The sequence below is a fragment of the Lentilactobacillus parabuchneri DSM 5707 = NBRC 107865 genome (assembly GCF_001435315.1).
GTDB classification, from domain to species: Bacteria; Bacillota; Bacilli; order Lactobacillales; family Lactobacillaceae; genus Lentilactobacillus; species Lentilactobacillus parabuchneri.
The window spans coordinates 49,269-74,873 of record NZ_AZGK01000005.1; the positions used below are offsets into that span (position 1 = coordinate 49,269).

A 25,605-nucleotide genomic window follows, 5' to 3' on the forward strand; every position below is an offset into this window, starting at 1 on the left:
TGCGTAAATTTCAGGTTATTTAAACATTATTTAACAATTGTAAGTGTCGTGCGTACAAAAACTTCTTTAATTATAACAAACTGTGGATTTTAATTGTGCTATAATGTTTCATTGTTATTGTTTTTTTAGAATTGAGGAATGAATATGGGTGTATTTTACAACGCAGTTTCCGGGGTTTTAATCATTCTGATCATGATTGCCCTGGGCTTTATATTGGCGAGAAATGACTGGTTTGATAGCAAGATGACCAGCATGATTGCCCGGCTGGTCACTCAAGTTGCACTGCCGGCCTACATGATTTCCACCATTATGGAAAAATTCACCGCCCAAAAGCTGCTGACCACGCTTCCGGACCTGTTTTTTCCAATTGTTTCGATGCTTTTGCTTTATTTGGTTTCAATTCTCGTCGTCAAGTTTACCAAGATTCCCAAAATGCATGCCGGCTTGTTCATGTCGATGTTCTCCAACTCCAACACGGTGTTTGTCGGGTTGCCGGTCAACATGGCTTTATTTGGGAAATCGAGTTTGCCATTTGTTTTAGTTTACTACATGGCCAACACCACATTCTTTTGGACACTCGGTGTTTACCTGATTCAAAAAGATGGTAAGGGTGAGGGGCATTTTAGTTGGAAGCAGACCCTCAAGAAGGTTTTCTCGCCACCGCTGCTGGGCTTTATGGTCGGCGTTGTTCTTGTGTTGATGCACGTAACCTTACCAGACTTCTTGATGGAAGATTTTAATTACATAGGGAATTTAACGATTCCATTATCCATGATTTTTATTGGGATTTCGATTAACAGCGTTGATTTGTCCAACCTTCATTTTGATCGCAGCAACTTTTTGATTTTGTTTGGTCGCTTTTTGCTGGCACCGCTCGTCATGTCGCTTTTGGTTATTCCAACGCCACTGCCGACTTTGATGAAGCAGGTGTTCATCATGCAGTCAGCAATGCCGATTATGACCAATGCGCCGGTTGTTTCCAGGCTTTATCACGCGGATTCCGAGTATGCGTCAATCATGGTTGCCGAAACGACGCTGCTGAGTTTAATTGTGATTCCGGTCTTGATGGTATTGGTTGAGAAGCTCTAAGAGAAATGATAAACTGAATGCGTTGATTGAATCAACGGAGTGTATTGAGAATCGATTAAAAGGTGACTACGGTCATCTTTTTTATCATCAATATTTGTGAACAAATTAATTTGAGTAAAGAGGATGTAACTGTGCCTACGTTAGTTATTATGCGTCATGGCGAAAGCCAAGCGAACCGCGATAATATTTTTACAGGCTGGAGTGATGTATCACTCACTGATAAGGGAATTTCTCAAGCCCATTCCGCAGGGAAGGTGATTGCAAAGTCCAAGCTGGCCTTTAACGATGTTCACACGTCTTTTTTAAAACGCGCCATTATGACCACCAACATTGTGTTGGATGAGATTGGGCAAAACTTTATCCCCGAACATAAGTCGTGGCGGCTTAATGAACGGCATTACGGTGGGCTTCGCGGTAAAAACAAACTGAAAGTCAAAGAACAGGTTGGGGCCAAGCAGCTCAAAATTTGGCGGCGGTCGTTTACCGTGGTGCCACCACTATTGACCAAACGTGATGAGGATCCGCGTTACGACCGTTATGGCGTCCAAATTCCGCTGGGAGAAAGCCTTGAAATGGCCCAGCAACGTTTGATTCCCTATTGGATTGATCAGATTGCGCCACGTTTACTGGATGGTCAAAACCAACTGATTGTCGCTCACGGCAGCACGCTGCGGGCACTAATTAAATTTTTGGAGAACATTTCAGACGAAGACATTCCAAATGTTGAAGTCCCAAACGGAAAACCAATCCGTTACGATTTTGACGATCAGCTAAACATTATCAATAAACAATTCATGCAGTAACGATGATGGTGATGAGTAGAAAAAATACGACAAATCAGAAATCCTGATTTGTCGTATTTATTATTTATAAGCGATTAAACGTGAAGTTAAGCAAGGGCACCCATCGGATCCCAAGGCTTCAACACGGTTGGTTCCTGCTTTTGAGCATCGAGTTGCGCATCCGTCAGGTACTTTTTGTTAATCACGAATTGATAAACAAATTCATTCATCCAGTCGTCACTCATGACAAAGTAACCCTTGGTGCCAACTTTTTCGCCCCAGCTGTTTTCAACTTTCCACTTGGTAGGTTGACCATTGACCAGATCAACACCGGTGATGACCATGGCGTGGGTCATCAAGCTTTCACCGTAGTCCAAGCGTTCTGCTTTAGACATTGAAAGGTCAGAATCAAATAATTCATCTGGCGCATATAAATTGGTATCCATGATGCCTTTTTTGGTGTTGGAACTTTGACCAACATCACTTCCGAACCAAACGGATTCGCCATTTTGTAATTGCTTAATGGCCAACTTCTTAAGGTCGCTCATTTCCAAGTTTAAATGCTTAACCGGACGGCCGTTAACGACGTTTCCGAGCATTTCGATGGTGTAAGTCTTGTTAAATGGCTTATCGTCCGTGGGTGAATTAATCAGTGACACGTAATCTTCAAGGTTGAGGTTAACGTACTTCTTGAAAAATTCCTGTGGGGTGATGCCGGCATCAATGTGATAATTGTGGTCTTTATCGCGGTACTCGAAGTCAAATTTGGTTGCTGGTTCGCCAAGGGCGTATGTCAGCATTCGATAAACTTCGTTGAGCATGGTGTCCTTTGTTTCAGCAATTTTTGCCTCGGAGGCGTTGTCTGCGACCAGCTCTCTTAGGACTGTCGCGTCGTGTCTGAGTTTAAGGTTCAAATATTTGTTTAACTGAGCGGACCGATTGCTGTTAAATGTTTCCGGCATTGCGGACTTTGGAACGATGCCGTATTTTTCAATTAATGCGCAAAGCATGTCCCATTGGCCACCGTCTTGTTGAGGGGTTGCCATCAACCAGGCGACTTTCCGTGAACTCAAGGGTTTATCGGCAGTCTTGAGGACGTTTTCCAAAAAGTAATTGGATTTTTCGAATTTATCCCAGAAGTTCGTGTAGTTTTGGGACAGTTCAAAGTCGTCGGCGACCTTGTAAGTGTTCATCAGGTGAATCCGCATGGTGTTTAATGCGGCAAACATCCAGCAACGGCCACTTTGCTTTTGATCAGCAACTTTTCCCGTCGTCAGGTCAATTGAAAAGACCGGTGCCATCTTGCTTTCAGCAGTGAAGTCTTCACTGGTTTCAAGAATGCCTTGATGGGTAACGGCACGTTCAATCACTTTGGAATCTTTTCGATTATCAAGATTCTTTTGGTACTTGTTGATTTGATCTAAATTAATTTCTGCTGTCAAAAATGATCACTCTCCTTAATAACCTTTTATTTTACGCTCATTTTTAGTAAAGAGCTAGTCATACGGGGATTCTGGCGTCACAGAAAAAGTGAGGATCACGACGCAATGATTTCCTGGTACGCTGGCCACTGCTATTCCGCAAACGATTCAACTTAATCAGCATTGCGCAAAAAAGACGGAACCAAACGTTTCGTTTTATTCCGTCCACTGTTGATGATTTAGATTTTTAACTTATCTGGCGTGAAGGACTTCTGGTCCGTCTTCTCGGCCAACGATGACGGTGTTCACCAGGTTCAAGAAAAGTCCGTGTTCGACGACGCCGGTCAGTTGATCCAGTTCAAGTGCCAACTCATTTGGGTGCTCAATTCGACCTAAATGAAGGTCAATAATATGATTATTCGAATCCGTTGTGACGTATTTGCCATCCTTCATTCGAAATTCGGGTTTGTATCCGCGGTTTTCCAAACGTTTAAATAATTGTTGGCTGCCATAGGGGATAACTTCCAGCGGGAGCGGAAAGGCACCTAATTGATCAACCATTTTGCTCTCGTCGACGATCCACATATTTTTGTGTGAATTGATGGCAACAATTTTTTCCCACAAATGCGCACCGCCGCCACCCTTAATGCCTTGAAAGTTTTGATCGACTTCGTCCGCGCCGTCGATTGTCAAATCAATATAGTCAACTTCATCGATGCCCTTAGTTGGAATACCCAAACTGTTGGCCTGCTTGCGAGTTCGCTCAGAGGTTGGTACGCCGACAATTGAAAGGTGCTCGTCTTTTACCCGTTGTCCCAGTGCATCCACCATGAATTTAACGGTTGATCCGGTTCCGAGACCCACAATCGTGTTGTTTTCGATGAATTTGACAGCTTCTTGGCCGACCAATTGTTTGAGCTCGTCTTGATGTGTCATATTTTGTCCCCTCATTTCAAAGTTGTTTAAAGGTTTTACTATACTCTAATACTGCGATAAATTACCGCGCTTGTCAATCTATCCAAACGGTGCGACATAGTTTATACTACAATGATAGAATAAATGAGAAAAAGGAGCCAGACTTATGAAACGTGGATTTGAAATTGTTTCAAAATATAACGATCAGGATTTGAACGTCCCTTACCGAACAACTAATCATGCTGCCGGCTATGACTTTGAAAGTGCAGTTGATATGGTGATTCCCTCGATTTGGAAAAGCAACTTTTTGAAAGTCCTTTGGTCAATTAAGCACGAAAAAGCGGTCGACTCGACCGCCCTTGAAGGGGCCAAAAAAGTCCTCAAGCCGTTTTTAATTCCAACTGGCATCAAGGCCTACATGCAGCCCGATGAGGTCTTGATTATCGCTAATCGCTCCAGCAACCCGCTCAAACGTGGGCTGGTGATTCCAAACGGGATCGGCGTGATTGATTCGGATTACTATAATAATTCTGCTAATGAAGGCGAGATCTTCGTTCAGATTTTAAACTTTGGAATTTCGGATATTCACATCAAAAAGGGTGAACGAATTGGCCAGGGGATCTTTATGCCATTTTTGATAAGTGATCAAGATGATGATCAAAAAAAGCAAACCCGAAACGGTGGTTTTGGTTCATCTGGTCAATAATTTATAAGATGCCTTAAAGTCCACGGTTATTCGGTCGAAGTTTAGTAATAAAGTGCTAAAATGTTGATAGTGTAAGTAAGAGGAGAATTTAGTTGGCAAAAGTTAAAACACAATTTGTATGTCAAAACTGCGGCTACATTTCCCCAAGGTATTTGGGCCGCTGCCCGAATTGCAACCAGTGGAATACGTTAGTCGAAGAGACAATTGCACCGAAGAACAGTACCATGGCAACTCAGAGTCTTAGACGAAACGGAATCCATGACAACAAGCCCGAGGCGATTAACAAAGTTGAATTTCACCAAGATGTCCGTTTTAAGACGGAAATGGAAGAACTCAACCGCGTGCTCGGCGGCGGTGTGGTTCCCGGCTCGCTGATTTTAATCGGCGGAGATCCCGGAATTGGTAAATCGACTTTGATGCTTCAAGTATCCGGTCAGCTCAGCAAATCCGGCACAATTCTTTATGTATCAGGAGAAGAGAGCGCCAGCCAAATTAAGATGCGGGCTGACCGTCTCGGGGTTAACGGTGACAATTTGTTTGTTTATCCTGAAACCGATATGGACGTCATCAAAGACACAATCAACGATATGAAGCCTGATGCGGTGATCATCGATTCGGTTCAAACCATGCAGATTCCAGAATTACAATCGGCCACAGGCTCGGTTGCCCAGATTCGGGAAGTGACCGCCGACTTGATGAATATTGCCAAGGGACAGGGGATTACGGTATTCGTTGTTGGCCATGTAACCAAGGGCGGTGCAATTGCCGGTCCCAAAATTTTGGAACATATGGTTGATACGGTCCTTTACTTTGAGGGCGACCTTCACCACTCGTACCGGATTTTGCGAACGGTAAAAAACCGGTTTGGCTCAACGAACGAACTTGGGGTTTTTGAAATGCGGACTGACGGTTTGCGGGAAGTCAAGAATCCTTCGGAGATTTTTCTGGAAGAACGGCTGAAGGATGCAACCGGATCAGCAATCGTGGTTTCCATGGAGGGAACCCGGCCAATCCTCGTTGAAATTCAAGCCCTGGTCACGGCATCTGTATTTGGAAATGCCCAACGAACGGCAACCGGCCTCGACCGCAACCGTGTTTCCTTAATTATGGCGGTTCTTGAAAAACGGGCCGGCTTAATGCTGCAAAACCAGGACGCCTATTTGAAGGCAGCAGGTGGTGTCAAACTTGATGAGCCGGCAATTGATTTGGCAGTTGCCGTCAGCATTGCGTCATCATACAAGAACCGGGGGACCAGCCCGACTGAGTGTTATGTTGGCGAACTGGGGCTAACTGGCGAAATTCGGCGAGTAACACGAATTGAGCAGCGGGTTGCCGAAGCCCAGAAGCTTGGGTTTAGACGTGTGTTGGTTCCCGCAAATAATCTTCAGGGATGGAACCCGCCCAAGGGCATCGACGTGGTTGGTGTTTCAACGTTGTCCCAAGCCTTGAAGCTTGCACTGGGTTAATGATTGATTTTTGAAAGAAGGCGATATTTTTGAAACGAAAGAGAATTGTTCAGATTGTTTTTACGTTAGGTGGTGCCGCAATTGGTGCCAGCTATTTTCCAATGCTGTGGCTACTGCTTCAGGTAAGGTATGGCACGCTGTTCAACAACACTGCTACAAATGCAGTTGTGGGTGCAATTATTTTTTATATTATTTCGTTGTTGAGCGGTAATTATATTTTGAAGATGATTGATCGAATGGAAGCCAGATTGACCAAGCAGAGCCCATTATCGTTGTTTTTTGGGACACTGGGGCTGATTGTTGGCCTGGTCATTGCGATCCTGATTTCGATTGTCTTCTTTAGAACCCATACGTTCTTCTTGAATACGATGATTCCAACCATCTTAATGCTTGTTTTAGGCTACTTTGGATTCCGAATTGGAAATACCCAAAGTGATCGTTGGCGTCACGTGTTTCAGTCCCGGCGGAAGTCGGATACCGCAAGGGGTGCTGAAGAAAAGATTATCGACAAGCCGGTTGACAAGAATTATCACCATTACAAAATTTTGGATACCAATATTTTGATTGATGGTCGAATTTACGATGTTGTCAAAACAGGTTTTATCGAAGGCACACTGTTAGTTCCCAAATTTGTTTTGTACGAACTGCAGTACATTGCCGACTCCAGCGATAGTGTTAAACGGGTTCGCGGCCGACGTGGCTTGGATATTTTGAATAAGTTACAAAATGAAAACCTGATTCCGATTGAAATTTACGAGAAGGATTACGGAGACATTGACGAAGTCGACACGAAATTAATTCAGTTGGCCAAAGACGTTGATGGCGTGATTATTACCAATGACTTTAATTTGAACAAGGTGATTCAATTTCAAAACGTGAAAGTGTTTAATATTAACGCGTTGGCAAACTCGTTGAGACAAAAGATTTTGCCGGGTCAAAACCTGAACGTGATGGTGGTTAAGAACGGAACCGAACGTCAGCAGGGGGTTGCTTATCTGGACGATGGCACGATGGTTGTCGTTGAAGACGGGCGTTACTTCTTGAACGACCATATTGATGTTGTGGTGACTTCAGCGATTCAGACGGACGCAGGTAAAATGGTCTTTGCACGTCCGGAGCATTCAACTAAAAATATTTCGGATAAGTCAGAGTCTGAAAAATCAAATGGCAATCGAAAAAATGGGACAAATCACAAGAAGTAGTCGGGTTGCCTTTATTTTTCCGGTAGTTCATTGTAAACTCTAAATATTGACAAAATTTTGATTCATTTTAAGAAAGAGGCGTTATACATTGGCAAACAATGCAATTCGAGTTCGTTATGCTCCAAGTCCAACAGGCCACTTGCATATCGGAAATGCACGTACAGCCATTTTTAATTATTTATTTGCACGGCACAATAAGGGAAAGTTTATTATCCGAATTGAAGATACGGATACGAAACGAAACGTTTCCGATGGTGAAAAAAGTCAGCTTGATAACCTGAAGTGGTTGGGCCTTGATTGGGATGAAGGTCCTGATGTTGGCGGCGACTACGGTCCCTATCGTCAATCAGAACGAAAAGATATCTATACACCTTTAATTCAACAATTGATTGATGAAGGAAAGGCGTATGAGTCATATCGGACTGAGGAACAATTGACAGCTGATCGCGATGCCCAAAAAGCCCGCGGTGAAATGCCTCATTATGAATACGAATATGCTGGAATGACAGAAGATGAAAAACAACAGGCAATTGCCGACGCTAAAGCAAAAGGTTTAAAGCCGGTGATTCGTTTCCGCGTTCCGAAGAACCACGATTATGCGTGGGATGATATTGTTAAGGGGAAGGTTTCGTTTAACTCCGACACAATTGGTGGTGACTTTGTTATCCGTAAGCGCGACGGCATGCCAACTTATAACTTCGCCGTTGTCGTTGACGATCATGAAATGAAGATCAGCCACGTTTTCCGTGGGGATGATCACGTTGCCAACACGCCTAAACAATTGATGATCTATGAAGCATTCGGTTGGCAGGCGCCGAAATTTGGCCATATGAGCTTAATTATTAGTGCTGATACCGGCAAAAAATTGAGTAAACGAGACGAGTCCGTCCTTCAGTTTATTGAACAATACCGCAAGTTGGGCTACTTACCTGATGCAATGTTTAACTTCATTTTATTGCTTGGTTGGTCACCCGTTGGTGAAGACGAAATCTTTACCAAAAAGGAATTCATCAAGATGTACGATGAAACTCGCTTGAGCAAGTCACCTGCTAAATTTGATTCCAAAAAGCTTGAGTGGATTAATAATCAATACGTTAAAGAAGCGGATAACAGCACGATCATGGACTTGGCTTTACGTCAGTTGATTGCCGGGGGAAACATTCCCGAAAATCCTGACAACAAGACAATCGAGTGGGCCCGTCAGTTAATCATGCTTTATAAACGGGAAATGAGCTACATGGCTCAAATTAACGATATGGCCTCGGTGTTCTTCCAAGAACCAGATGAAATCGATGGCGATGCATTGGCTGAGATTTCAAATGACACGGCGCCGGTTGTTCTCCATGAATTTCTTGATCGCATCCAAAAATTAACAATTTTTGATTCGGTTGAGATTCTTAAAACCATCAAAGCAATTCAAAAAGACACCAAGATTAAGGGCCGTCAGCTCTGGATGCCGATTCGAATTGCGGTTACCCACGAGATGCACGGGCCAGAACTTCCGGAATCCGTTGAGTTGGTTGGTAAACAAAAAGCGATTGAGCATATCAAACAAACTTTAGCTCAAATTGATAAAGCCTAATTGATAAAAAATATTATTGTTTCGATTGGTCTCGTTGAAATTACAGCGAGACCTTTTATTATGGGTTATAGTTAAACTAATCAAAAAAATATGAATTATGATATTATTTGACTATATCAAGTAAAGAGAGGAATTCGAAATGTTGCAGATATTTAATACCCTCACGCGGAAAAAAGAGAAGTTTGAACCCATTACCCCAGGTGTCGTTAAAATGTATGTCTGTGGCCCAACCGTGTACAATTACATCCACATTGGGAACGCAAGAAGCGCGATTGCGTTTGATACGGTCCGTCGGTACTTGGAGTATCGCGGGTATAAGGTAAAGTACGTTTCGAATTTTACCGACGTTGATGACAAGATGATTAACGCAGCCCGGGAAAATCATACGACCGTTGAAGCGATCGCCGATAAGTACATCAACGCCTTTAATCAGGATACTGCTGCATTAAATATTTCCAGTGACGTCGTTCATCCACGGGCAACCGAGAACATTCCCGAGATCATCGACTTTGTTAAAAAATTGGTTGATAACGGCTACGCTTATGATGTCGACGGCGACGTTTATTTCCGTGCGCGGAAGTTTCCTACGTACGGTGCGCTGCCTCACATCAACGTCGATCAGCTTGAAATCGGTGCCAGCCAGCACGTCAGTTCAGAAGAAATGGCCAAAAAAGCTGATCCAATCGATTTTGCTTTGTGGAAAAAATCCAAGGGTGATGAAATCTCGTGGGATTCGCCATGGGGCAAGGGCCGTCCCGGCTGGCACATCGAGTGCTCGGTAATGTCAACGAAGTATTTGGGCAAAACAATTGATATTCATGGTGGCGGAGAAGACCTGATTTTTCCGCATCACGAAAACGAACGGGCACAAAGTGAAGCCAATACAGGACAGACCTTTGTCCGCTACTGGATGCACAACGGCTTCGTGACCATTGGTGACGACAATGAAAAAATGAGCAAGTCGCTTGGAAACTTTATTACCGTTCATGATTTGCTTAAGCATCTGGATGGTCAGGTGATTCGTTTGTTAATGTCAACCACGCATTATCGCCGACCCATTCAATACAGTGACGCCAGTGTGCAAGAGGCCAGCAGCAACCTTAAAAAGCTTCAGACGGCCTTCAATAACCTCACTTATCGGCTCCACAATGCCGATGAGGGAGATGATCCAAAGACGGATCAGGAAGTTCGCCAGATTGTCGCTGATTTCACGGATGCTATGGACGATGATTTTAACGTTCAAAACGGGATTGCCGCAGTCTATGAGCTTGCCAAATTTGCCAACACATACAGTGAGAGACAGACGGTCTTTAAATTAAGCTTGCAGTTTATCATCAACACGCTGCGTGAATTAGCCGGCGTCTTTGGGATTAAGTTGGAACAAAGCGAACTGAAAGACGATGAAATTTGGGCACTGATTCATGAACGTGAACAGGCCCGTCGTGACAAAGACTTTATCCGCAGCGATGAGATTAGAGAAGAGCTAAAAGCCCGGGGAATTGTACTGGAAGATACGCCACAAGGAACCCGGTTTAGAAAGGAATAATGGATTTAATGATTGATAATTTTTCCCAACTGAATGGGATTGCACTGGCTTATATGGGGGATGCCGCTTACGAAGTCTTTATTCGGCGACATTTAATTGCTCAAGGACTGACCAAGCCCAAGCGGCTGCAGCACGTTGCTACCAATTACGTTTCGGCCAAGGCTCAAGCAGCGTTGATTGATTTGATGAAGCAAGAGGGCCTATTAAACGAGACCGAGTGGGATTATTTTAAGCGCGGGCGGAATGCAAACAGCCACACGCACGCCAAAAACACCGATGTGATCACTTACCGGATCTCAACTGGCTTTGAAGCGGTTTTCGGCTACCTGTCATTGAGCGATCAAACAGACCGAATGAAGCACATTGCCGACTGGTGCATTGAACAAGTAGAAAGTGGGAACCTTAAACATGAAAACTAATCATCAACATAACGAGCAGCAAAATAAGGACGGCCAAGATGACCATATCGAAGAGTTCGTCATTGGCCGCCATCCGGTTGTTGCAGCATTAAAAAGTGAAAATCCGGTCAATAAATTATTTATTCAATCCGGAATCAAGGACGACGACAACATTATTTCAGAGATTATGAAGCTGGCGCATAAAAAGCGCTTGGTGATTTCGAAAGTCCCTAAGCAGAAGTTGGATAAGCTCTCAGACAATCAAAATCACCAAGGGGTCGTTTTATCAATTGCGGCTTTTAAATATGCCAGTATTGATGACTTGTTTGACAATGCTAAGAAGCAGGGTACCGAACCGTTCTTTGTCATTTTGGACAATATCGAAGATCCGCATAACTTGGGATCGATTATCAGAACGGCCGATGCTGCCGGCGTCTCGGGGATTATTATTCCAAAACACCGGGCAGTCGGCTTGACCGCAACTGTTTCAAAAACGTCGGCAGGGGCGATCGAGCGGGTTCCGGTTGCTCGGGTCACGAATCTTTCAAATGCAATTAAAGAATTAAAAGAACGCGGAATGTGGGTCTTTGGAACGGATGTTTCAGGGACTGATTACCGGCGTTGGGATGCTAAAGGATCGGTGGCCGTCATCATCGGAAACGAAGGCAAGGGCATCTCTGCGTTACTCAAGAAGCAGGTAGATGAAATGCTGACGATTCCAATGATTGGCGACATTCAAAGCTTAAATGCCAGTGTTGCTGCCAGTATTCTGATTTATCAAGGCTTTAACTCCCGCCATCCACTATAAAAAAAGTTAAGTTGGTGAGAAATCATGAAAGAAGACTTGTTAATCGTCGATGCCTATAATATGATTGGCAATTGGCCGCACTTAAATAAGCTGAAGCAGGACAATCGTTTGGAAGACGCGCGCGATGAGTTGTTAAAAGAGCTCTCCGAGTACAAAAAATACCGGGACATTAACATGATTGTCGTCTTTGATGCGATGTATGTCCCAGGAAACTCAAAGAGCTTTCGTCAATTTGACATGGAAATTGTGTGGACCAGTAAGGACCAGACTGCTGACAGCTATATCGAAGCCTTGGCTCATAAACGGCAGAATCGCTTTACCCAGGTAATCGTGGCAACCAGTGATCAAGCTGAACAGTGGACAATTTTTGCGGCGGGGGCCCTGAGAATTCCTGCACGGGAATTGCTACGGGACGTCAAGCGGGCCAAACAAGAAGTCGACATTGAAGCCAGAAAGATGACGGATCAATCACAAGTGTTTCGACACACCCCGTGGGATGCGAAGCAACTGCTCGAATTGGAAAAACTCCGTGATAAGATGATGCATGACGATTAATAAAAATATCAGTATTTTGATATTTTAAAATTGGTATAGGTATGAATTAAGGTGGCTGAACGACGGTTCGTCTTGTCGAGGTACCCGTTCTCGTTTAATGTTTTTCATAATTATTAATTGATTATCAAAAACAGTAAAAGGGGAGAACAGAAATGTTACCTAGTCAAGAAGAACAATTGATTCGTGCGGTTGCGAATCGCGACGATGAGGCATTTGCCAAATTATTCAAGAAGTATTATCCAATTGTCAGGAAATTTCGCCAACAATACTACATCGAGGGTTATGACTTCGAAGATTTGGACCAGGAAGCAGGCATTGTTCTGTATCGATCGGCGTGTTGGTTTAAGCCGGCGCGTAAGGTCAGCTTCGGCAGCTTTTACAGCCTTAACTTGAGAAATCGGTTATTTGACTTGATTCGTTCCAATAATGCCCAAAAGCGGCTCCCAAGTGAACCGTTGACGTCCATTGAGGCCAATGAACGGCTGTATGAAGCAACGGTTGCCGATTATACTGCGAGTAGTCCGGAAACTGCTGCAATCATCGACGAAGAGTTGCGAAAGCTCTACAGCAAATGTTCGCCACTTGAAAAGCGGGCCTTTCATCTCATGATGAATGATCAAGAATTTTCCAAGCTTGATGCAGAGATTCGTCGGGCGATCATTAACGCTTTTGAACGCTGTCGGCGGAAGTTTGATGACGAGATAAATTGACTCTAAACAATTTGAATGCTAAAATTACTATGCTTGTAAGGAGGTGCCGATATGGCACAAAGAAAAGTCGCTCTGGCTTGTTCGGTTTGTGGATCCCGGAACTATACGATCCCCGCAAATCCCAACCGAACCAAACGCTTGGAGCTCAATAAGTTTTGCAAGTATTGCGGCAAGTATACTTTGCACAAAGAAACTCGTTAATCATAAACGTTAGGGGATAAAATTTTGAGATTATTTAATTTTTTCAAGAAAGTCGGCCAGGAAATGAAGTTGGTCACTTGGCCAAACGCATCACAGACACGTACTGATACCAGTACAGTTATCGGTACTTCAATTATCATGGCGATCTTTTTAGGCTTGGTTGATTGGATTGTTCAGTGGGCACTTCAATTTCTTGCATAGCCATTTTGGCAAAACTTTGATATAGTTAAGTTGTTAAAACCTGCGAAAAGTGTCAGGTTTTTTTATTTGAATTAATTTTAGGATGAATTGATGAAGGAGCAAAAATAATGGTCGAGTCAGCAGAAAAGCAATGGTACGTGTTGCACACTTATTCAGGTTATGAAAATAAAGTCAAAATGAACTTGGATAGTCGAAAGGAATCAATGGGAATGCAGGACTACATTTACCGTGTGGTCGTCCCCGAACAAGAAGAACATGAAGTTAAGAACGGCAAGGACAAAGTTAAGATGGACAAGACGTTCCCGGGTTATGTGTTAGTGGAAATGATCATGACTGACCAGGCCTGGTATATCGTCCGAAACACTCCTGGCGTTACCGGATTTGTCGGGTCCCATGGCCAAGGTAGTAAGCCAACACCGCTGCTTCCTGACGAAGTGGATTTGGTCCTTAAACGAATCGGAATGAGTTCACGCCATGAGGATCTTGATGTCAACATTGGCGATACGGTTAAGATTGTTGATGGGGCGTTTACCGGCCTCGATGGCAAAGTAACTGAAGTTGACAACGAAAAGCAGCGTCTGAAGGTAAACATTGAAATGTTTGGTCGTGAAACCAGCACTGATCTGGACTTTAATCAGGTGGATACTGCCCTTTAATTCAAAGTAGGTGGTCGTTATGGTTGGAATAACGATTGGAATGATTGTTTTAGTGCTCTTGGTAATGATTCCCGCGTCTTTTAAGTTTGTCGCGCTGGGAAAACCCAAAACTCGGCAGACGGTCGGCGCTTTAGAACCTGCTGATCAAATTCCAACGATCTTTCTCCCTGGATATTTTGGCAACAGATTTTCATTTGGTCGTCTGCTGAATCGGTTGTCGCTTCGGTATCAGGCAAACAAGTCGATGGTGGTTAGAGTTGACCTGCACGGCAGGATTCGGATTCGTGGAACCATCAGTCAATCACGGCCAATGATTCAGGTATTGTTTGCCAACAAACTATCAAGACCTGAACAGCAGGCCACCTGGCTAGCTGATATTTGTCGGGCGCTTCATGACCGATATGGGGTCAATCAGGTTAATTTGGTGGGACATTCGATGGGCTGCATTACTATATTCTGGTTTTTAACCCATCAGTCTGCGACCAGTATGGTAACCGTGAAGCGCGTCGTTGCAATTGCCGGGCCGTTTAATGATTCTGAAATTGCCCGAAGAACCAGTGACATTGACGCCTATCCACTTAACGCAAAGGGACCGGTAAAGAAGATGCCCATTTATCGCGCCCTTTCCAAACGGGTTTTTGCGATTCCCAAAGGCATTCAAGTTCTTAATATTGCCGGTCGGATCAGCAATCTTCAGCAAGATGACGGGCAGGTGTCGCTTAACAGTGCTTTTTCTTTGCGGTATCTGCTTCGCGCGCCCGTTGAACAGTATCGAGAACTCGTGATCCATGGCAAGCGGGCCACCCACAGACTACTCCATGAAAATTCGGAAGTTGATGAGGGCATCGCAAAATTTATTTGGAATCTATAAATTAGGTTGTTGATTGAAGATGTTTATGTTATATTAGTATGGTATGTTTAAGCATACCCACGTGGGAGGAGAAATTTTCATCTCCATTTACCACACACGGACTTAAGGAGGTTATGTCTCGTGGCTAAAAAAGTAGCGAATATTGTTAAATTGCAAATTCCAGCGGGCAAAGCAACACCTGCCCCTCCAGTTGGACCTGCATTAGGTCAAGCAGGTATCAACATCATGGGATTCACAAAGGAATTTAATGCACGTACTGCCGATCAGGCAGGGATGATTATTCCTGTTGTCATTACTGTGTATGAAGATCGTTCATTCGACTTCATTACCAAGACTCCACCTGCTGCTGTGTTACTCAAGAAAGCTGCTGGTGTTCAAAAGGGTTCCGGCGAACCAAACACTAACAAGGTCGCAACTGTTACCAAAGACCAAGTTAAAGAAATTGCCGAAACTAAAATGAAAGACCTAAACGCAGCTGATGTTGAAGCAGCAATGCGCATGGTTGAAGGTACTGCACGTAGCATGGGCTTTACTGTCGAAGGATAGTTTGACCATTCTATAGTCGGGACTTTTAACGGTGATGCACTGTTTCACGTCGCGTGGGAGGTTTATCCGTTATAACCACAAAGCAAGGAGGAAAACACACATGGCTCGTAAAAGAGGTAAAAATTACAAGGCAGCTGTCGAAAAGGTTGAAGCTGGAAAAGCATACCCAATCCAAGACGCTGTTAAGTTAATTAAGGATATTGATTTTGCAAAGTTCGACTCAACAGTCGAAATTGTATTTAAATTAAACGTTGATACTAAGCAGGCTGACCAACAATTACGTGGTGCTGTTGTCTTACCTAATGGAACTGGTAAGGAACAAACAGTTATCGTATTTGCAAAGGGTGACAATGCTAAAGCAGCTAAAGATGCTGGCGCTGACTTTGTCGGTGACACTGATTTGGTTGAAAAGATTCAAGACGGTTGGCTTGACTTCGATGTTGCAATTGCAACACCTGATATGATGGCTCAAGTAGGTCGTTTAGGTCGAGTTCTTGGACCTAAAGGCTTAATGCCAAACCCTAAGACTGGAACCGTTACAATGGATGTTACCAAAGCTGTTCAAGAATCAAAGGCTGGTAAGGTTACTTATCGGACTGACCGTGACGGTAACGTTGCTGTTCCAGTTGGTAAGGCTTCATTTGATAACGACAAGTTGCTTGGTAACTTGAAGACAATCGAAGATGTTATTGTAAAGGCACGTCCAGCTTCTGTTCGTGGCGTTTACGTTAACAATGTTTCAATTTCAACAACCTTTGGCCCTGGTGTCAAAGTTGATCTTGACTCATTTGCATCTGTTGAAGCTTAGTTAGATCAGATTAAATAAAAAATCCCTAATTGACGGCCCATCACAATTTGTGATAGACTGTTAGTTGCTGATATATTCGCCTAAGACTCAGGTGGCTTTATGCCTTAATATCCTGCCGAGGAAAGTGTTTACTTTTTTCCTATGTCTGGGTGGGCATAGGGATTTTTTATTAAATCCCAACAATTATTTTGGGAGGTGAATTTCGTGAGTGAAAAAGCTGTTGCTGTAAAAGCACAAAAGGTTGAAGCTGTTACTGAGGAATTGAAGAATGCTTCATCTGTTGTCATCGTCAACTATCGTGGTTTGACGGTTGCTGAAGTGACCGACTTACGTAAGCAATTACGTGATGAGGGCGTTAAGATGGAGGTTATCAAGAACAAAGTGATGGACCGTGCCGCTACCAAAGCTGGTTTTGAAGAATTAAAGCCAACTTTTGCCGGCCCTACTGCTGTTGTATTTTCATCAGAGGATCCTATTGCAGGACCTAAGATTATCCACAACTTTACAAAGACTAACGACCAAATTAAGATTAAAGGCGGCGTTATCGATGGCCAAGTTGCCAGTCTTGATGAAATTACTGCCTACGCTGCATTGCCTAGCCGTGAAGAATTGTTATCAACTCTTGCTAACATTCTTCAAGCACCTGTCCGTAACTTTGCGTACGGTGTTAAAGCTATTGCTGATAAGAAACAATCTGACGATGGCGACGCTGCCTAATCAGAACTAAATAATTCCAATTAAAATGGAGGAAAATATAATGGCTTTTGATAAAGATAATATTATTGACCAATTAAAAGATGCTTCAATTTCTGACCTTAACGACTTAGTTAAGTCAATTGAAGACGAATTCGGTGTTTCAGCTGCTGCTCCAGTTGCAGCTGCTGGTGCTGCTGGCGGCGACGGTGCTGCTAAAGATTCATACGACGTTGAATTAACTGAATCCGGTGACCAAAAGGTTAAAGCCATCAAGGCTATCCGTGACATCACTGGTCTTGGTTTGAAAGATGCTAAAGGACTTGTTGACAAGGTTCCTTCAGTTATCAAGGAAGGCGTTTCAGAAGACGAAGCCAACAAGATCAAGGAACAACTTGAAGCCGTTGGTGGCGTTGTTACCCTTAAGTAGTCGTTTTACGACTCACATACAAGAAGAGGCCGGTGCAAACGAAAGTTTGTATTCGACCTCTTTTTTTAATCTGCTGGCGGGCTGGGAGTCAAATTCAATTCAGTGCGCACATTGATTGTGTCATCGATTATTTATTGGCATAATGGAAGCAGAGTTAATTATTCAAAATGAAATAACGGAGGCAAATAATGTTTAATAAGCTTAAGGATTTTATTGATAAACGGATGACCCTAATTAAATTAATTTTTGTCTTCTCGGTTTTAATTTTCGTTGTGCGTCAATTGGCAAAAATTATTCGGGAAGTGAATGGGGAACAATTCAAGACTGTGCTAGCGAGTCAAAGTCAGAGCTCACTGTTGATCATGCTGATTGTCGGCTTTATTTCAATTTTGCCGATGCTGGTCTATGATTATTCAATTATTCAATTTTTACCCGGCAAATTTTCACCTGGATACATAGTGCGTAGTGGCTGGATCGTGAATACGTTTACCAATCTGCTCGGATTTGGTGGCCTTCTTGGGGCTAGTTTACGAGCCAATTTTTATGGTAAAAATGCCTCCCGCAAGCAGATTTTATATGCAATTTCGAAAGTTGCCCTGTTCTTGATTTCAGGACTATCATTACTTTGTTTTGTTTCGTTGATCATGATTTTTGGCTTTGGAATTGGGACGCCCCTTGCCCAATACTGGATTTGGCTTGTTGGTGGGGCGATTTATTTTCCAGGTGTGTTGATCTTTACCAAGCTCAATAATTCGCAGTTTTTCAGTGATTTGACCACCAAGCAGGAACTAATTATGACCGGCGGATCATTTATGGAGTGGGGAAGTGCGCTTGGGTTCTTCATTTTGATTGGTTACTTGATGAAGCTGCCAATTGATTTTAGCCTGGTGATTCCAATCTTTGTGGTCGCAAACGTGGCGGGGGTTGTTTCCATGATTCCTGGCGGTCTGGGGTCTTTTGATATATTTGTCATTATTGGACTCGGCTTCATTGGGGTTGCCCGCAGCGATGCTTTGGTCTGGATCCTTCTTTATCGGCTTTTCTATTACCTGCTGCCATTTATTGTTGGCACGATCTTATTTGTTCACGATACCGGTAGTAAATTTAACACGTATTTGGATGATATTCCACGGCACTTGGTCAAACGTGCCGCCCAAATTTTTCTGACTGGATTTATGTATTTTTCCGGACTGATGATGTTACTGTTTGCCACTGTGCCGAATGTGGTCATCGTCAACCGGCTATATATTAAATTAGTTCCGTACTCGATCTTTTTTGTGAGCCATATGATGAATATTGTTGTCGCCTTTCTGTTGATTGGACTGGCGAGTGGGATTTGGGCGCGGACACGGAGAGCGTTTGGACCAACCATGCTGGTCTTAATTCTGTCAATTCTCAATACCTGGTTCAACGAGGCTTTCACTTGGCGGATGGTGCTGTTACTCGTATTGATTCTGGTTACTTTATGGCTGTCTCGAAGCGTTCTATACCGAGACCGGATGGCAAACTCGTGGGGTATAATGCTCTTCAATGGGTCTATTTTTGTTGTGACCTTCGTCATATACGCCTTGATTGGGATTGCTGCCAATAAAAAAACACCGCTTCACTTTGATAAGGCTTATCTGTTTCCTTCAGCTGCCGCTTGGTTAACCGGTTTTATCGGGCTGTTAGTCGCACTGCTGGTTCTTGTTGGCATCAATGCATACCTGACAGCCGGACAGCCGGCATGGCTCCTGAAGCGTTTTGATGCCGATCGGGTCAAGGCGGTGATCGAAAAATTTGGCGGCAACGAAAATAGCCACCTAGCTTTCCTACGGGATAAACGGATTTACTTTTATCAAGAAGATGGCCAAGATGTTGTCTTCTTCATGTATCGCCGAATTTCCGACAAATTATTAATTATGGGAGAACCGATTGGAGACCCCGAAAAATTCCCGGCTGCGATCGATGACTTTGTTGCCAAGGCGGATCAGTCAGACCTCAAGCTTGTCTTCTATGAAATTAATCAGGAATTGACCATGAGCCTGCATGAGAGCGGGTTTGATTTCATCAAAACAGGTGAGGATGGACTCGTTGATTTGGACAGCTTTACCTTGAGCGGCAAACGCCATCGTGGTGAGCGTGCCTTGATGCATAAGTTTGATCGCGAAGGTTATCAGTTTGAAATTCTTCAGCCACCATTCACTGACAGCTTGATGACGACTTTAAAGCAAATTTCGGATGAGTGGCTGGACCATAAGGCTGAAAAGGGGTTTTCTCTTGGATTCTTTGACCGCTATTACCTCGAGCAAGCACCAATTGCCGTCATGAGGGATAAAGCAGGCAAAATTGTCGCTTTTGCCAATGTGATGCCTGATGGTAACAAGACGACCACCTCGATTGATTTGATGCGCTCATCCTCAGAGGCCCCGTCCGGAATTATGGATGGGATTTTGATTAACCTGTATCAAGACGCTCATGAAAAGGGGTATCGATATTTCGATCTGGGAATGTCTCCTTTTTCAAATGTTGGGACGTCGCGATTCAGTTTTACCCAGGAACGGATCGTCCATTTGATTTATCAGTATGGGTATCGCCTGTATAGTTTTGAAGGGCTGCGATCCTACAAAGATAAGTACGTTGACAACTGGGAATCAAAATATATTGCTTATTATCGTCACAGTGCCCTTGTATTCGCTGTTCTACAAATTCTCTTGGTCGTTAATCAACCGCGTAATAAAAAGCCTGATAAGCTATCGAGAACCCTGCGATATTTTGTGGATATTGACGAGACTGAATAATCATTGAAATCGCGGCGCGTTTATTTGCATCGTGAATGAGCCAATCAGCCCCGGATGACGATTTAGCCCGGTTAGAAATTGATTCATGTCAATTTTTAGCCGGGCTTTTTGCGTGCACAGACTTTAGGTTAATCATTTGACACGGCCCAAGCACGAGTTCGATCATTCCAGTGAGAAATATGAAGTGAATTTGATGATGAAAAAAGTTTACTGAAGTTTACCTCAGCGAACCCCGTCGCTATGGGAATTCCTTGAAGCGCTTACATGTCAAGCAACTAAAATTCACGAAAAGTTAAAACTAGATATTCACATCACGCCCCGCAAGGGATATAATCATGAGTGGAGCGATGGAAATTTGTGAAGACACGGTTGACAACGCTCTCAAAATGCGTTAAATTTTGAGTAAGTAAAGTTTACTAAAATAAATGTAGAGGGATGAAATTTATGATTTCGGAAGATGTACAAAAAGAATTTAATGACAAGTTTGGTTATGACTCAAGTCGTGTATTTTTCTCACCAGGACGGATTAATTTAATTGGTGAATATACCGATTTCAACGGTGGTCACGTTTTTCCATGTGCCATCAGTATGGGAATTTACGCCGCTTACGGTGAACGCCAGGATAACACGATTCGCATGTTCTCTGGCAACGTACCCGATGCAGGGATCGTTGAATTTTCATTGGATGATTTGGCCTACAACAAAGCTCACGGCTGGACTAACTATCCGAAGGGAATGATGGTTCAAATTATTGAACATGGTTATCAAATTGGCCATGGTTTTGACTTGGCAGTTTACGGTAATCTGCCAGATGCCGCCGGCTTGTCATCATCAGCTGCCATCGAATTATTAACCGGAGAAATTGTCAACGACGTCTTCTCCCTTGGCATCAGTGAACTTGACCTGGTTAAATATGGCCAATTGGTTGAAAATAAATACATTGGTGTGAACTCAGGGATTATGGATCAGTTTGCGATTGGGATGGGTAAGAAGGATCAAGCCGTTTTACTTGATACCAACACCCTTGAATATGATTACGTGCCCGTTAAATTAGGGGATCGGGTGATTGTGATCATGAATACTAAGAAACATCGTGAACTCCAAGATTCCAAATACAACGAACGTCGGGCCCAATGCGAGGAGGCTTTGAAACGTCTTCAAGCTGATTTGCCAATCAAGTCACTTGGCGACTTATCCGAGAGTGAATTCGACGAAAATAGTTATTTGATTAATGATGACGTCTTGATTCGCCGTGCGCGTCATGCGGTCTTTGAAAATCAGCGAACTTTGCAAGCCAAAGACGCCTTGGTTAATAACGACCTGAAGACCTTTGGAAAATTAATTAACGCTTCCCACGTTTCATTACACTATGATTTTGAAGTAACTGGTAAGGAATTGGATACTTTGGCAGAAACTGCATGGAAGCAACCGGGTGTGATCGGTGCCCGAATGACCGGTGCCGGATTTGGTGGTTGTGCAATTGCGATTGTTGACCGCGACAAGGTAGACGCATTTACTGAAAATGTTGGCAAGGTTTATGAGAAAGAGATCGGCCATCCAGCAGAATTCTACATCGCAGAAATTTCTGATGGCCCTAAAGAGATTAAGTAACGGATTGATTAGAAGGAGGATATTTAAATGGCAATTTTAGTACTAGGTGGAGCAGGGTACATTGGTTCACATACTGTTGATCGTTTAATTGAAAATGGATATGACGTTGCCGTTGTCGACAATTTGGTAACCGGGCACAGAGCCGCCGTTAACAGTCAGGCCCGTTTTTACGAAGGAGACGTTCGTGACAAGCAGTTTATGAACGATGTCTTTGACAAAGAAAACATTGAGGGTGTCATTCACTTCGCTGCATTCTCCGTTGTTCCAGAATCAATGGAAAAGCCATTAAAGTACTTTGACAACAATACCGGTGGGATGATCAGTCTTCTTGAAGTCATGCATGATCACGATGTTAAGAAGATTGTCTTCTCATCAACTGCCGCAACTTACGGCGAACCAAAACAAATTCCAATTAAGGAAACCGATCCTCAGGTCCCAACCAATCCATACGGTGAAAGTAAATTGGCGATGGAAAAGATTATGCACTGGAGTGACGTGGCCTACGGAATCAAATTCGTTGCCCTGCGTTACTTCAACGTTGCCGGTGCCAAATCGGATGGTTCAATTGGTGAAGACCATCATCCAGAAACCCACTTGGTTCCAATCATTTTGCAGGTTGCTGCCGGTGAACGTGATGAATTAACCATTTTCGGTGACGATTACGACACCCCGGATGGCACCAATGTGCGGGACTATGTTCACGTTGTTGATTTAGCCGATGCGCACATTTTGGCATTGAAATATCTTCAAGCTGGAAATGACAGTGATGCCTTTAACTTGGGCTCATCAACCGGATTTTCCAATAAGCAAATGCTTGATGCTGCGCGGGATGTCACTGGTAAGCCGATTCCGGCAAAAATGGGCCCACGGCGTGCCGGTGATCCAAGTACGTTGATTGCGGCCAGCGATAAGGCACGCAAGATCCTTGGCTGGAAACCACAGTTTGACGATGTCCACGAAATCATTAAGACCGCATGGAACTGGAAGCAGACCCATCCAAAGGGTTATGACGATCGGAAAGGAAACCAGTAATCATGAGCCAATCAGCAGTTGAAAAATTTGTCGATTTAATTATTCAATCTGATTCACCATATTCAGATGTTGACCGGATTTATGTAACCAACCTGATTTTCCGACTCATTGGTGATGGGTTTGGTGAGCCAACCACGCAAACAGTCGCCGTTGACTTGGCCAATGAATTGGTTGATCTGGCCATTGCGCACGGTAAAATTGAAGATTCAATTACCAACCGTGAAATTTTGGAAGACCAACTGATGGATTTAATCACGCCAATTCCATCGACGTTGAATCATCTGTTTTGGAATCTATATCAACAATCTCCTGATAAAGCAACTGACTACTTTTACCGCATGAGTCAGGAAAATGATTATATCAAGACACGGGCAATCGCTAAAAATATTTCTTATGAGACAAAGACCGATTATGGTAATCTGGAAATTACGATTAATCTCTCTAAGCCTGAAAAGGATCCTAAGGCGATTGCAGCCGCCGGAAGAGCAAAGTCGACAAGTTATCCGGTTGGGCCATTAGCCATCGAAAATGAGGGCTATTTAGGCCGATTAGGCTATCCTGCACGAAGTAATCACCGGGTAATTCGTATGATGATCAATGGTGAGCCTTGGGGATTTCAATATTCGCCATATGCCTATTTTGGCGAACACGCAATCTTCTTGAATCAAAAACATGTCCCAATGTCAATTGATCAACGAACCTTCGAGAATTTGATTGATATTATCAAACAGTTCCCGCACTACTTTGTCGGCAGTAATGCCGATTTGCCAATCGTTGGCGGATCATTGCTTGCCCAGGATCATTATCAGGGTGGGCGGCATACATTCCCAATGATGAAGGCCAAAATTGATCGTTCCGTTGATCTAGGCGTTGACGGACTGGAAGCCGGAATTGTTAAGTGGCCGATGGCAACGATCCGGTTGCTGAGTAAGGATGCCAACAAGGTCATCAATGCCGCCACAAAGATTGCTGACACGTGGTTGAACTATTCAGATGAATCAGTCGACATTCGCGCATATACGGATGGCACCCGGCATCACACGGTAACACCGATTGCCAGAATGAATGGGGATCAATTTGAAATGGATGTCGTCTTACGGGATAATCAAACGTCTGACAAATATCCTGATGGGATCTTCCATCCACATCAAGATGTCCAACATATTAAAAAAGAAAATATTGGTCTCATCGAGGTGATGGGCCGCGCAATTTTGCCAGCTCGTTTAAAGACTGAAATGAAGGAAGTTCAAAAGTATGTTCTCGGTGAGGATAATCAAATTGCTGACTACCACAAACCATGGGCAGACGAATTAAAGCAGCGGGACCACTTCACAAAGAATAATGTTGAAACCGTCATTGACGAAGAAGTCGGTAAGGTGTTTGGCAGAGTCCTTGAGGATGCCGGTGTTTATAAATGGGATGATAAAGGGCAGGCCGCCTTTGATCGATTCATTGAACAATTGAAGTAGGATTCATTTAAAGAGGGGCGCAACATTATTTGTTGTCGGCTTCTCTTTTTTGGTAGAATGGAAGCGTAATCAATTTCGTTAAAAAATACTTCTCGGAGGTCAACTATGAAATTTATTGTGTACAATGTCAGGGATGACGAAATTCCATTTGTTCAAAAATGGGGAAAGGACCATGGCGTTGAAGTCGCCTACACGACAACCACTTTGAATCAGGAAACGGTTGAAGAGGCCAATGGATTTGACGGTATTTCATGTCTTCAAACGATTCCGTATTCGCAAGAATTATTTGAGTCGATGAAGTCAATGGGGATTAAGTACCTGTCACTTCGAAATGTCGGTGTCGATAACATTGATTTGGCTGCCGCAAAGGAAAATGACGTTCAAATTACCAACGTTCCAGCGTACAGTCCTCAAAGTATTGCCGAGTTTGCGGTTATGATGGCCCTTTACCTTTCCAGAAAAGTTGGCTATATGCAAAAGCAACTCGATCAAAATCATCAATTTCACTTCTCCCCTTATTTTATGGGCCGTTTAATGAGCGAACAAACCGTGGGTATTATTGGAACCGGCCGAATTGGCCAAGAAGCGATCAAATTGTTCAAAGGCCTGGGGTCAAACGTAATTGCCTATGACAAGTATCCTCAAAAAACAACCAACGGACAATTTGTATATGTCAATGATATTGAAGAATTGTTGACCCAAAGTGATATTATCAGTATTCACATGCCCGCCACCGAGGATAATTACCATCAGTTCAATCACGAAGTCTTTGAGAAGATGAAAGATACGGCGCTCTTAATTAATACCGCCCGGGGGTCGATTGTTAAGACGGACGATTTATTGTTCGCTTTGCAAAGTGGTGAAATTGCCGGTGCCGGAATTGACACCATTGAAAATGAATCGGCCGATCTGCAGGATTCACGGTCAACCAAGCAGGTAACGGATCCGGATGTGATTAAACTCTCTATGATGCCTAATGTTTTGATTACGCCACATTCTGCCTTCCACACCAGTGAAGCAGTTCGAAATATGATTGATATTTCGTTGAGCAATTTAGTCTCGTTAAACAATGGTGACAAGCCAAAAGACCTGGTTGATTAAACTATTGCAAAATACAACTAAAAAGG

At 43.5% G+C, this 25,605-nt stretch carries 26 protein-coding genes and 1 other annotated feature; of the genes, 24 read left to right on the plus strand and 2 right to left on the minus strand.

From position 1 onward, the window contains the following. Window positions 1-144: 144 nt before the first annotated feature. A complete protein-coding gene (locus tag FC51_RS06385) occupies window positions 145-1,089 on the plus strand; it encodes an AEC family transporter (RefSeq protein ID WP_057910309.1) in 945 nt (314 codons plus the stop codon). Window positions 1,090-1,220: 131 nt separating this feature from the next. Beyond that, window positions 1,221-1,892 (plus strand): 2,3-bisphosphoglycerate-dependent phosphoglycerate mutase, encoded by a 672-nt coding sequence (locus tag FC51_RS06390; RefSeq protein WP_057910308.1) that lies wholly within the window; start codon window positions 1,221-1,223, stop codon window positions 1,890-1,892. Between the two features lie 86 nt (window positions 1,893-1,978). Here FC51_RS06390 and FC51_RS06395 read toward each other — a convergent pair whose 3' ends face one another. Together FC51_RS06395 and rpiA are read right to left on the minus strand one after the other, a co-directional pair. Continuing rightward, on the minus strand, window positions 1,979-3,313 hold the full coding sequence (locus FC51_RS06395) for a C1 family peptidase (RefSeq protein WP_057910307.1): 1,335 nt from the start codon (window positions 3,311-3,313) through the stop codon (window positions 1,979-1,981). A 231-nt stretch (window positions 3,314-3,544) separates the two neighbouring features. After that, a complete protein-coding gene (gene rpiA / locus FC51_RS06400) occupies window positions 3,545-4,228 on the minus strand; it encodes a ribose-5-phosphate isomerase RpiA (protein WP_057910306.1) in 684 nt (227 codons plus the stop codon). Window positions 4,229-4,373: 145 nt separating this feature from the next. On the opposite strand from rpiA, the gene FC51_RS06405 reads away from it, so the two are divergent. From FC51_RS06405 to FC51_RS06505, 22 genes are all read left to right on the plus strand, one after another. Beyond that, on the plus strand, window positions 4,374-4,913 hold the full coding sequence (locus FC51_RS06405; RefSeq protein WP_057910305.1) for a dCTP deaminase/dUTPase family protein: 540 nt from the start codon (window positions 4,374-4,376) through the stop codon (window positions 4,911-4,913). Between the two features lie 92 nt (window positions 4,914-5,005). Further along, window positions 5,006-6,379: a DNA repair protein RadA gene (gene radA / locus FC51_RS06410; protein WP_057910304.1), complete on the plus strand. Its 1,374-nt coding sequence runs from the start codon at window positions 5,006-5,008 to the stop codon at window positions 6,377-6,379. Window positions 6,380-6,408: 29 nt separating this feature from the next. Then, complete coding sequence (locus tag FC51_RS06415) at window positions 6,409-7,581, plus strand: PIN/TRAM domain-containing protein (protein WP_057910303.1); 1,173 nt, start codon at window positions 6,409-6,411, stop codon at window positions 7,579-7,581. An 88-nt stretch (window positions 7,582-7,669) separates the two neighbouring features. Further along, window positions 7,670-9,163 (plus strand): glutamate--tRNA ligase, encoded by a 1,494-nt coding sequence (gltX, locus tag FC51_RS06420; RefSeq protein ID WP_057910302.1) that lies wholly within the window; start codon window positions 7,670-7,672, stop codon window positions 9,161-9,163. 139 nt (window positions 9,164-9,302) lie between these two features. Then, window positions 9,303-10,709, plus strand: coding sequence for a cysteine--tRNA ligase (cysS, locus tag FC51_RS06425; RefSeq protein ID WP_057910301.1), 1,407 nt, complete (start codon window positions 9,303-9,305; stop codon window positions 10,707-10,709). Window positions 10,710-10,717: 8 nt separating this feature from the next. Next, window positions 10,718-11,128, plus strand: coding sequence for a Mini-ribonuclease 3 (locus FC51_RS06430; RefSeq protein WP_057910338.1), 411 nt, complete (start codon window positions 10,718-10,720; stop codon window positions 11,126-11,128). Next, on the plus strand, window positions 11,118-11,915 hold the full coding sequence (gene rlmB, locus FC51_RS06435; protein ID WP_081038406.1) for a 23S rRNA (guanosine(2251)-2'-O)-methyltransferase RlmB: 798 nt from the start codon (window positions 11,118-11,120) through the stop codon (window positions 11,913-11,915). Before FC51_RS06430 ends, rlmB begins: the two co-directional genes overlap by 11 nt. Window positions 11,916-11,939: 24 nt before the next feature. Beyond that, window positions 11,940-12,470, plus strand: a complete 531-nt coding sequence (locus FC51_RS06440; RefSeq protein ID WP_057910299.1) for an NYN domain-containing protein — start codon at window positions 11,940-11,942, stop codon at window positions 12,468-12,470. Between the two features lie 152 nt (window positions 12,471-12,622). Next, the gene (locus FC51_RS06445) at window positions 12,623-13,180 is read left to right on the plus strand and encodes a sigma-70 family RNA polymerase sigma factor (RefSeq protein WP_057910298.1); all 558 of its coding nucleotides are present in this window, start codon (window positions 12,623-12,625) and stop codon (window positions 13,178-13,180) included. A gap of 51 nt (window positions 13,181-13,231) precedes the next feature. Then, window positions 13,232-13,381, plus strand: coding sequence for a 50S ribosomal protein L33 (gene rpmG, locus FC51_RS12105; RefSeq protein WP_008858258.1), 150 nt, complete (start codon window positions 13,232-13,234; stop codon window positions 13,379-13,381). 24 nt (window positions 13,382-13,405) lie between these two features. Further along, entirely contained in the window at window positions 13,406-13,582 is a 177-nt protein-coding gene (secE, locus tag FC51_RS06450; RefSeq protein ID WP_057910297.1) for a preprotein translocase subunit SecE, read from the plus strand. A 107-nt stretch (window positions 13,583-13,689) separates the two neighbouring features. Beyond that, a complete protein-coding gene (nusG, locus tag FC51_RS06455) occupies window positions 13,690-14,238 on the plus strand; it encodes a transcription termination/antitermination protein NusG (RefSeq protein ID WP_057910296.1) in 549 nt (182 codons plus the stop codon). Window positions 14,239-14,257: 19 nt separating this feature from the next. Beyond that, window positions 14,258-15,109 (plus strand): alpha/beta fold hydrolase, encoded by an 852-nt coding sequence (locus FC51_RS06460; RefSeq protein WP_057910295.1) that lies wholly within the window; start codon window positions 14,258-14,260, stop codon window positions 15,107-15,109. A 120-nt stretch (window positions 15,110-15,229) separates the two neighbouring features. Continuing rightward, on the plus strand, window positions 15,230-15,655 hold the full coding sequence (rplK, locus tag FC51_RS06465; protein WP_013728260.1) for a 50S ribosomal protein L11: 426 nt from the start codon (window positions 15,230-15,232) through the stop codon (window positions 15,653-15,655). Window positions 15,656-15,755: 100 nt separating this feature from the next. Continuing rightward, a complete protein-coding gene (gene rplA, locus FC51_RS06470) occupies window positions 15,756-16,463 on the plus strand; it encodes a 50S ribosomal protein L1 (RefSeq protein ID WP_057910294.1) in 708 nt (235 codons plus the stop codon). 61 nt (window positions 16,464-16,524) lie between these two features. Then, window positions 16,525-16,640: a sequence feature (ribosomal protein L10 leader region), on the plus strand. A 27-nt stretch (window positions 16,641-16,667) separates the two neighbouring features. Continuing rightward, the gene (rplJ, locus tag FC51_RS06475) at window positions 16,668-17,180 is read left to right on the plus strand and encodes a 50S ribosomal protein L10 (RefSeq protein WP_057910293.1); all 513 of its coding nucleotides are present in this window, start codon (window positions 16,668-16,670) and stop codon (window positions 17,178-17,180) included. A 40-nt stretch (window positions 17,181-17,220) separates the two neighbouring features. Then, on the plus strand, window positions 17,221-17,586 hold the full coding sequence (gene rplL, locus FC51_RS06480) for a 50S ribosomal protein L7/L12 (protein ID WP_057910292.1): 366 nt from the start codon (window positions 17,221-17,223) through the stop codon (window positions 17,584-17,586). Between the two features lie 188 nt (window positions 17,587-17,774). Beyond that, window positions 17,775-20,366, plus strand: a complete 2,592-nt coding sequence (mprF, locus tag FC51_RS06485; protein ID WP_057910291.1) for a bifunctional lysylphosphatidylglycerol flippase/synthetase MprF — start codon at window positions 17,775-17,777, stop codon at window positions 20,364-20,366. A gap of 435 nt (window positions 20,367-20,801) precedes the next feature. Beyond that, window positions 20,802-21,977: a galactokinase gene (locus FC51_RS06490; RefSeq protein ID WP_057910290.1), complete on the plus strand. Its 1,176-nt coding sequence runs from the start codon at window positions 20,802-20,804 to the stop codon at window positions 21,975-21,977. A 27-nt stretch (window positions 21,978-22,004) separates the two neighbouring features. After that, window positions 22,005-23,009, plus strand: a complete 1,005-nt coding sequence (gene galE / locus FC51_RS06495) for a UDP-glucose 4-epimerase GalE (RefSeq protein ID WP_057910289.1) — start codon at window positions 22,005-22,007, stop codon at window positions 23,007-23,009. A 2-nt stretch (window positions 23,010-23,011) separates the two neighbouring features. Beyond that, complete coding sequence (locus FC51_RS06500; protein WP_057910288.1) at window positions 23,012-24,478, plus strand: UDP-glucose--hexose-1-phosphate uridylyltransferase; 1,467 nt, start codon at window positions 23,012-23,014, stop codon at window positions 24,476-24,478. Window positions 24,479-24,583: 105 nt separating this feature from the next. Continuing rightward, entirely contained in the window at window positions 24,584-25,579 is a 996-nt protein-coding gene (locus tag FC51_RS06505) for a D-2-hydroxyacid dehydrogenase (RefSeq protein WP_057910287.1), read from the plus strand. Window positions 25,580-25,605 lie beyond the last annotated feature (26 nt).

Bases quoted from the DNA above. Each gene is read 5' to 3' on its own strand.
- FC51_RS06385 (WP_057910309.1), top strand. From the start codon at position 145: ATGGGTGTATTTTACAACGCAGTTTCCGGGGTTTTAATCATTCTGATC.
- rpiA (WP_057910306.1), bottom strand. From the start codon at position 4,228: ATGACACATCAAGACGAGCTCAAACAATTGGTCGGCCAAGAAGCTGTC.
- FC51_RS06405 (WP_057910305.1), top strand. From the start codon at position 4,374: ATGAAACGTGGATTTGAAATTGTTTCAAAATATAACGATCAGGATTTG.
- cysS (WP_057910301.1), top strand. From the start codon at position 9,303: ATGTTGCAGATATTTAATACCCTCACGCGGAAAAAAGAGAAGTTTGAA.
- FC51_RS06430 (WP_057910338.1), top strand. From the start codon at position 10,718: ATGATTGATAATTTTTCCCAACTGAATGGGATTGCACTGGCTTATATG.
- rlmB (WP_081038406.1), top strand. From the start codon at position 11,118: ATGAAAACTAATCATCAACATAACGAGCAGCAAAATAAGGACGGCCAA.
- FC51_RS06440 (WP_057910299.1), top strand. From the start codon at position 11,940: ATGAAAGAAGACTTGTTAATCGTCGATGCCTATAATATGATTGGCAAT.
- FC51_RS06445 (WP_057910298.1), top strand. From the start codon at position 12,623: ATGTTACCTAGTCAAGAAGAACAATTGATTCGTGCGGTTGCGAATCGC.
- rpmG (WP_008858258.1), top strand. From the start codon at position 13,232: ATGGCACAAAGAAAAGTCGCTCTGGCTTGTTCGGTTTGTGGATCCCGG.
- nusG (WP_057910296.1), top strand. From the start codon at position 13,690: ATGGTCGAGTCAGCAGAAAAGCAATGGTACGTGTTGCACACTTATTCA.
- FC51_RS06460 (WP_057910295.1), top strand. From the start codon at position 14,258: ATGGTTGGAATAACGATTGGAATGATTGTTTTAGTGCTCTTGGTAATG.
- rplA (WP_057910294.1), top strand. From the start codon at position 15,756: ATGGCTCGTAAAAGAGGTAAAAATTACAAGGCAGCTGTCGAAAAGGTT.
- rplL (WP_057910292.1), top strand. From the start codon at position 17,221: ATGGCTTTTGATAAAGATAATATTATTGACCAATTAAAAGATGCTTCA.
- mprF (WP_057910291.1), top strand. From the start codon at position 17,775: ATGTTTAATAAGCTTAAGGATTTTATTGATAAACGGATGACCCTAATT.
- FC51_RS06490 (WP_057910290.1), top strand. From the start codon at position 20,802: ATGAAATTTATGATTTCGGAAGATGTACAAAAAGAATTTAATGACAAG.
- galE (WP_057910289.1), top strand. From the start codon at position 22,005: ATGGCAATTTTAGTACTAGGTGGAGCAGGGTACATTGGTTCACATACT.
- FC51_RS06500 (WP_057910288.1), top strand. From the start codon at position 23,012: ATGAGCCAATCAGCAGTTGAAAAATTTGTCGATTTAATTATTCAATCT.
- FC51_RS06505 (WP_057910287.1), top strand. From the start codon at position 24,584: ATGAAATTTATTGTGTACAATGTCAGGGATGACGAAATTCCATTTGTT.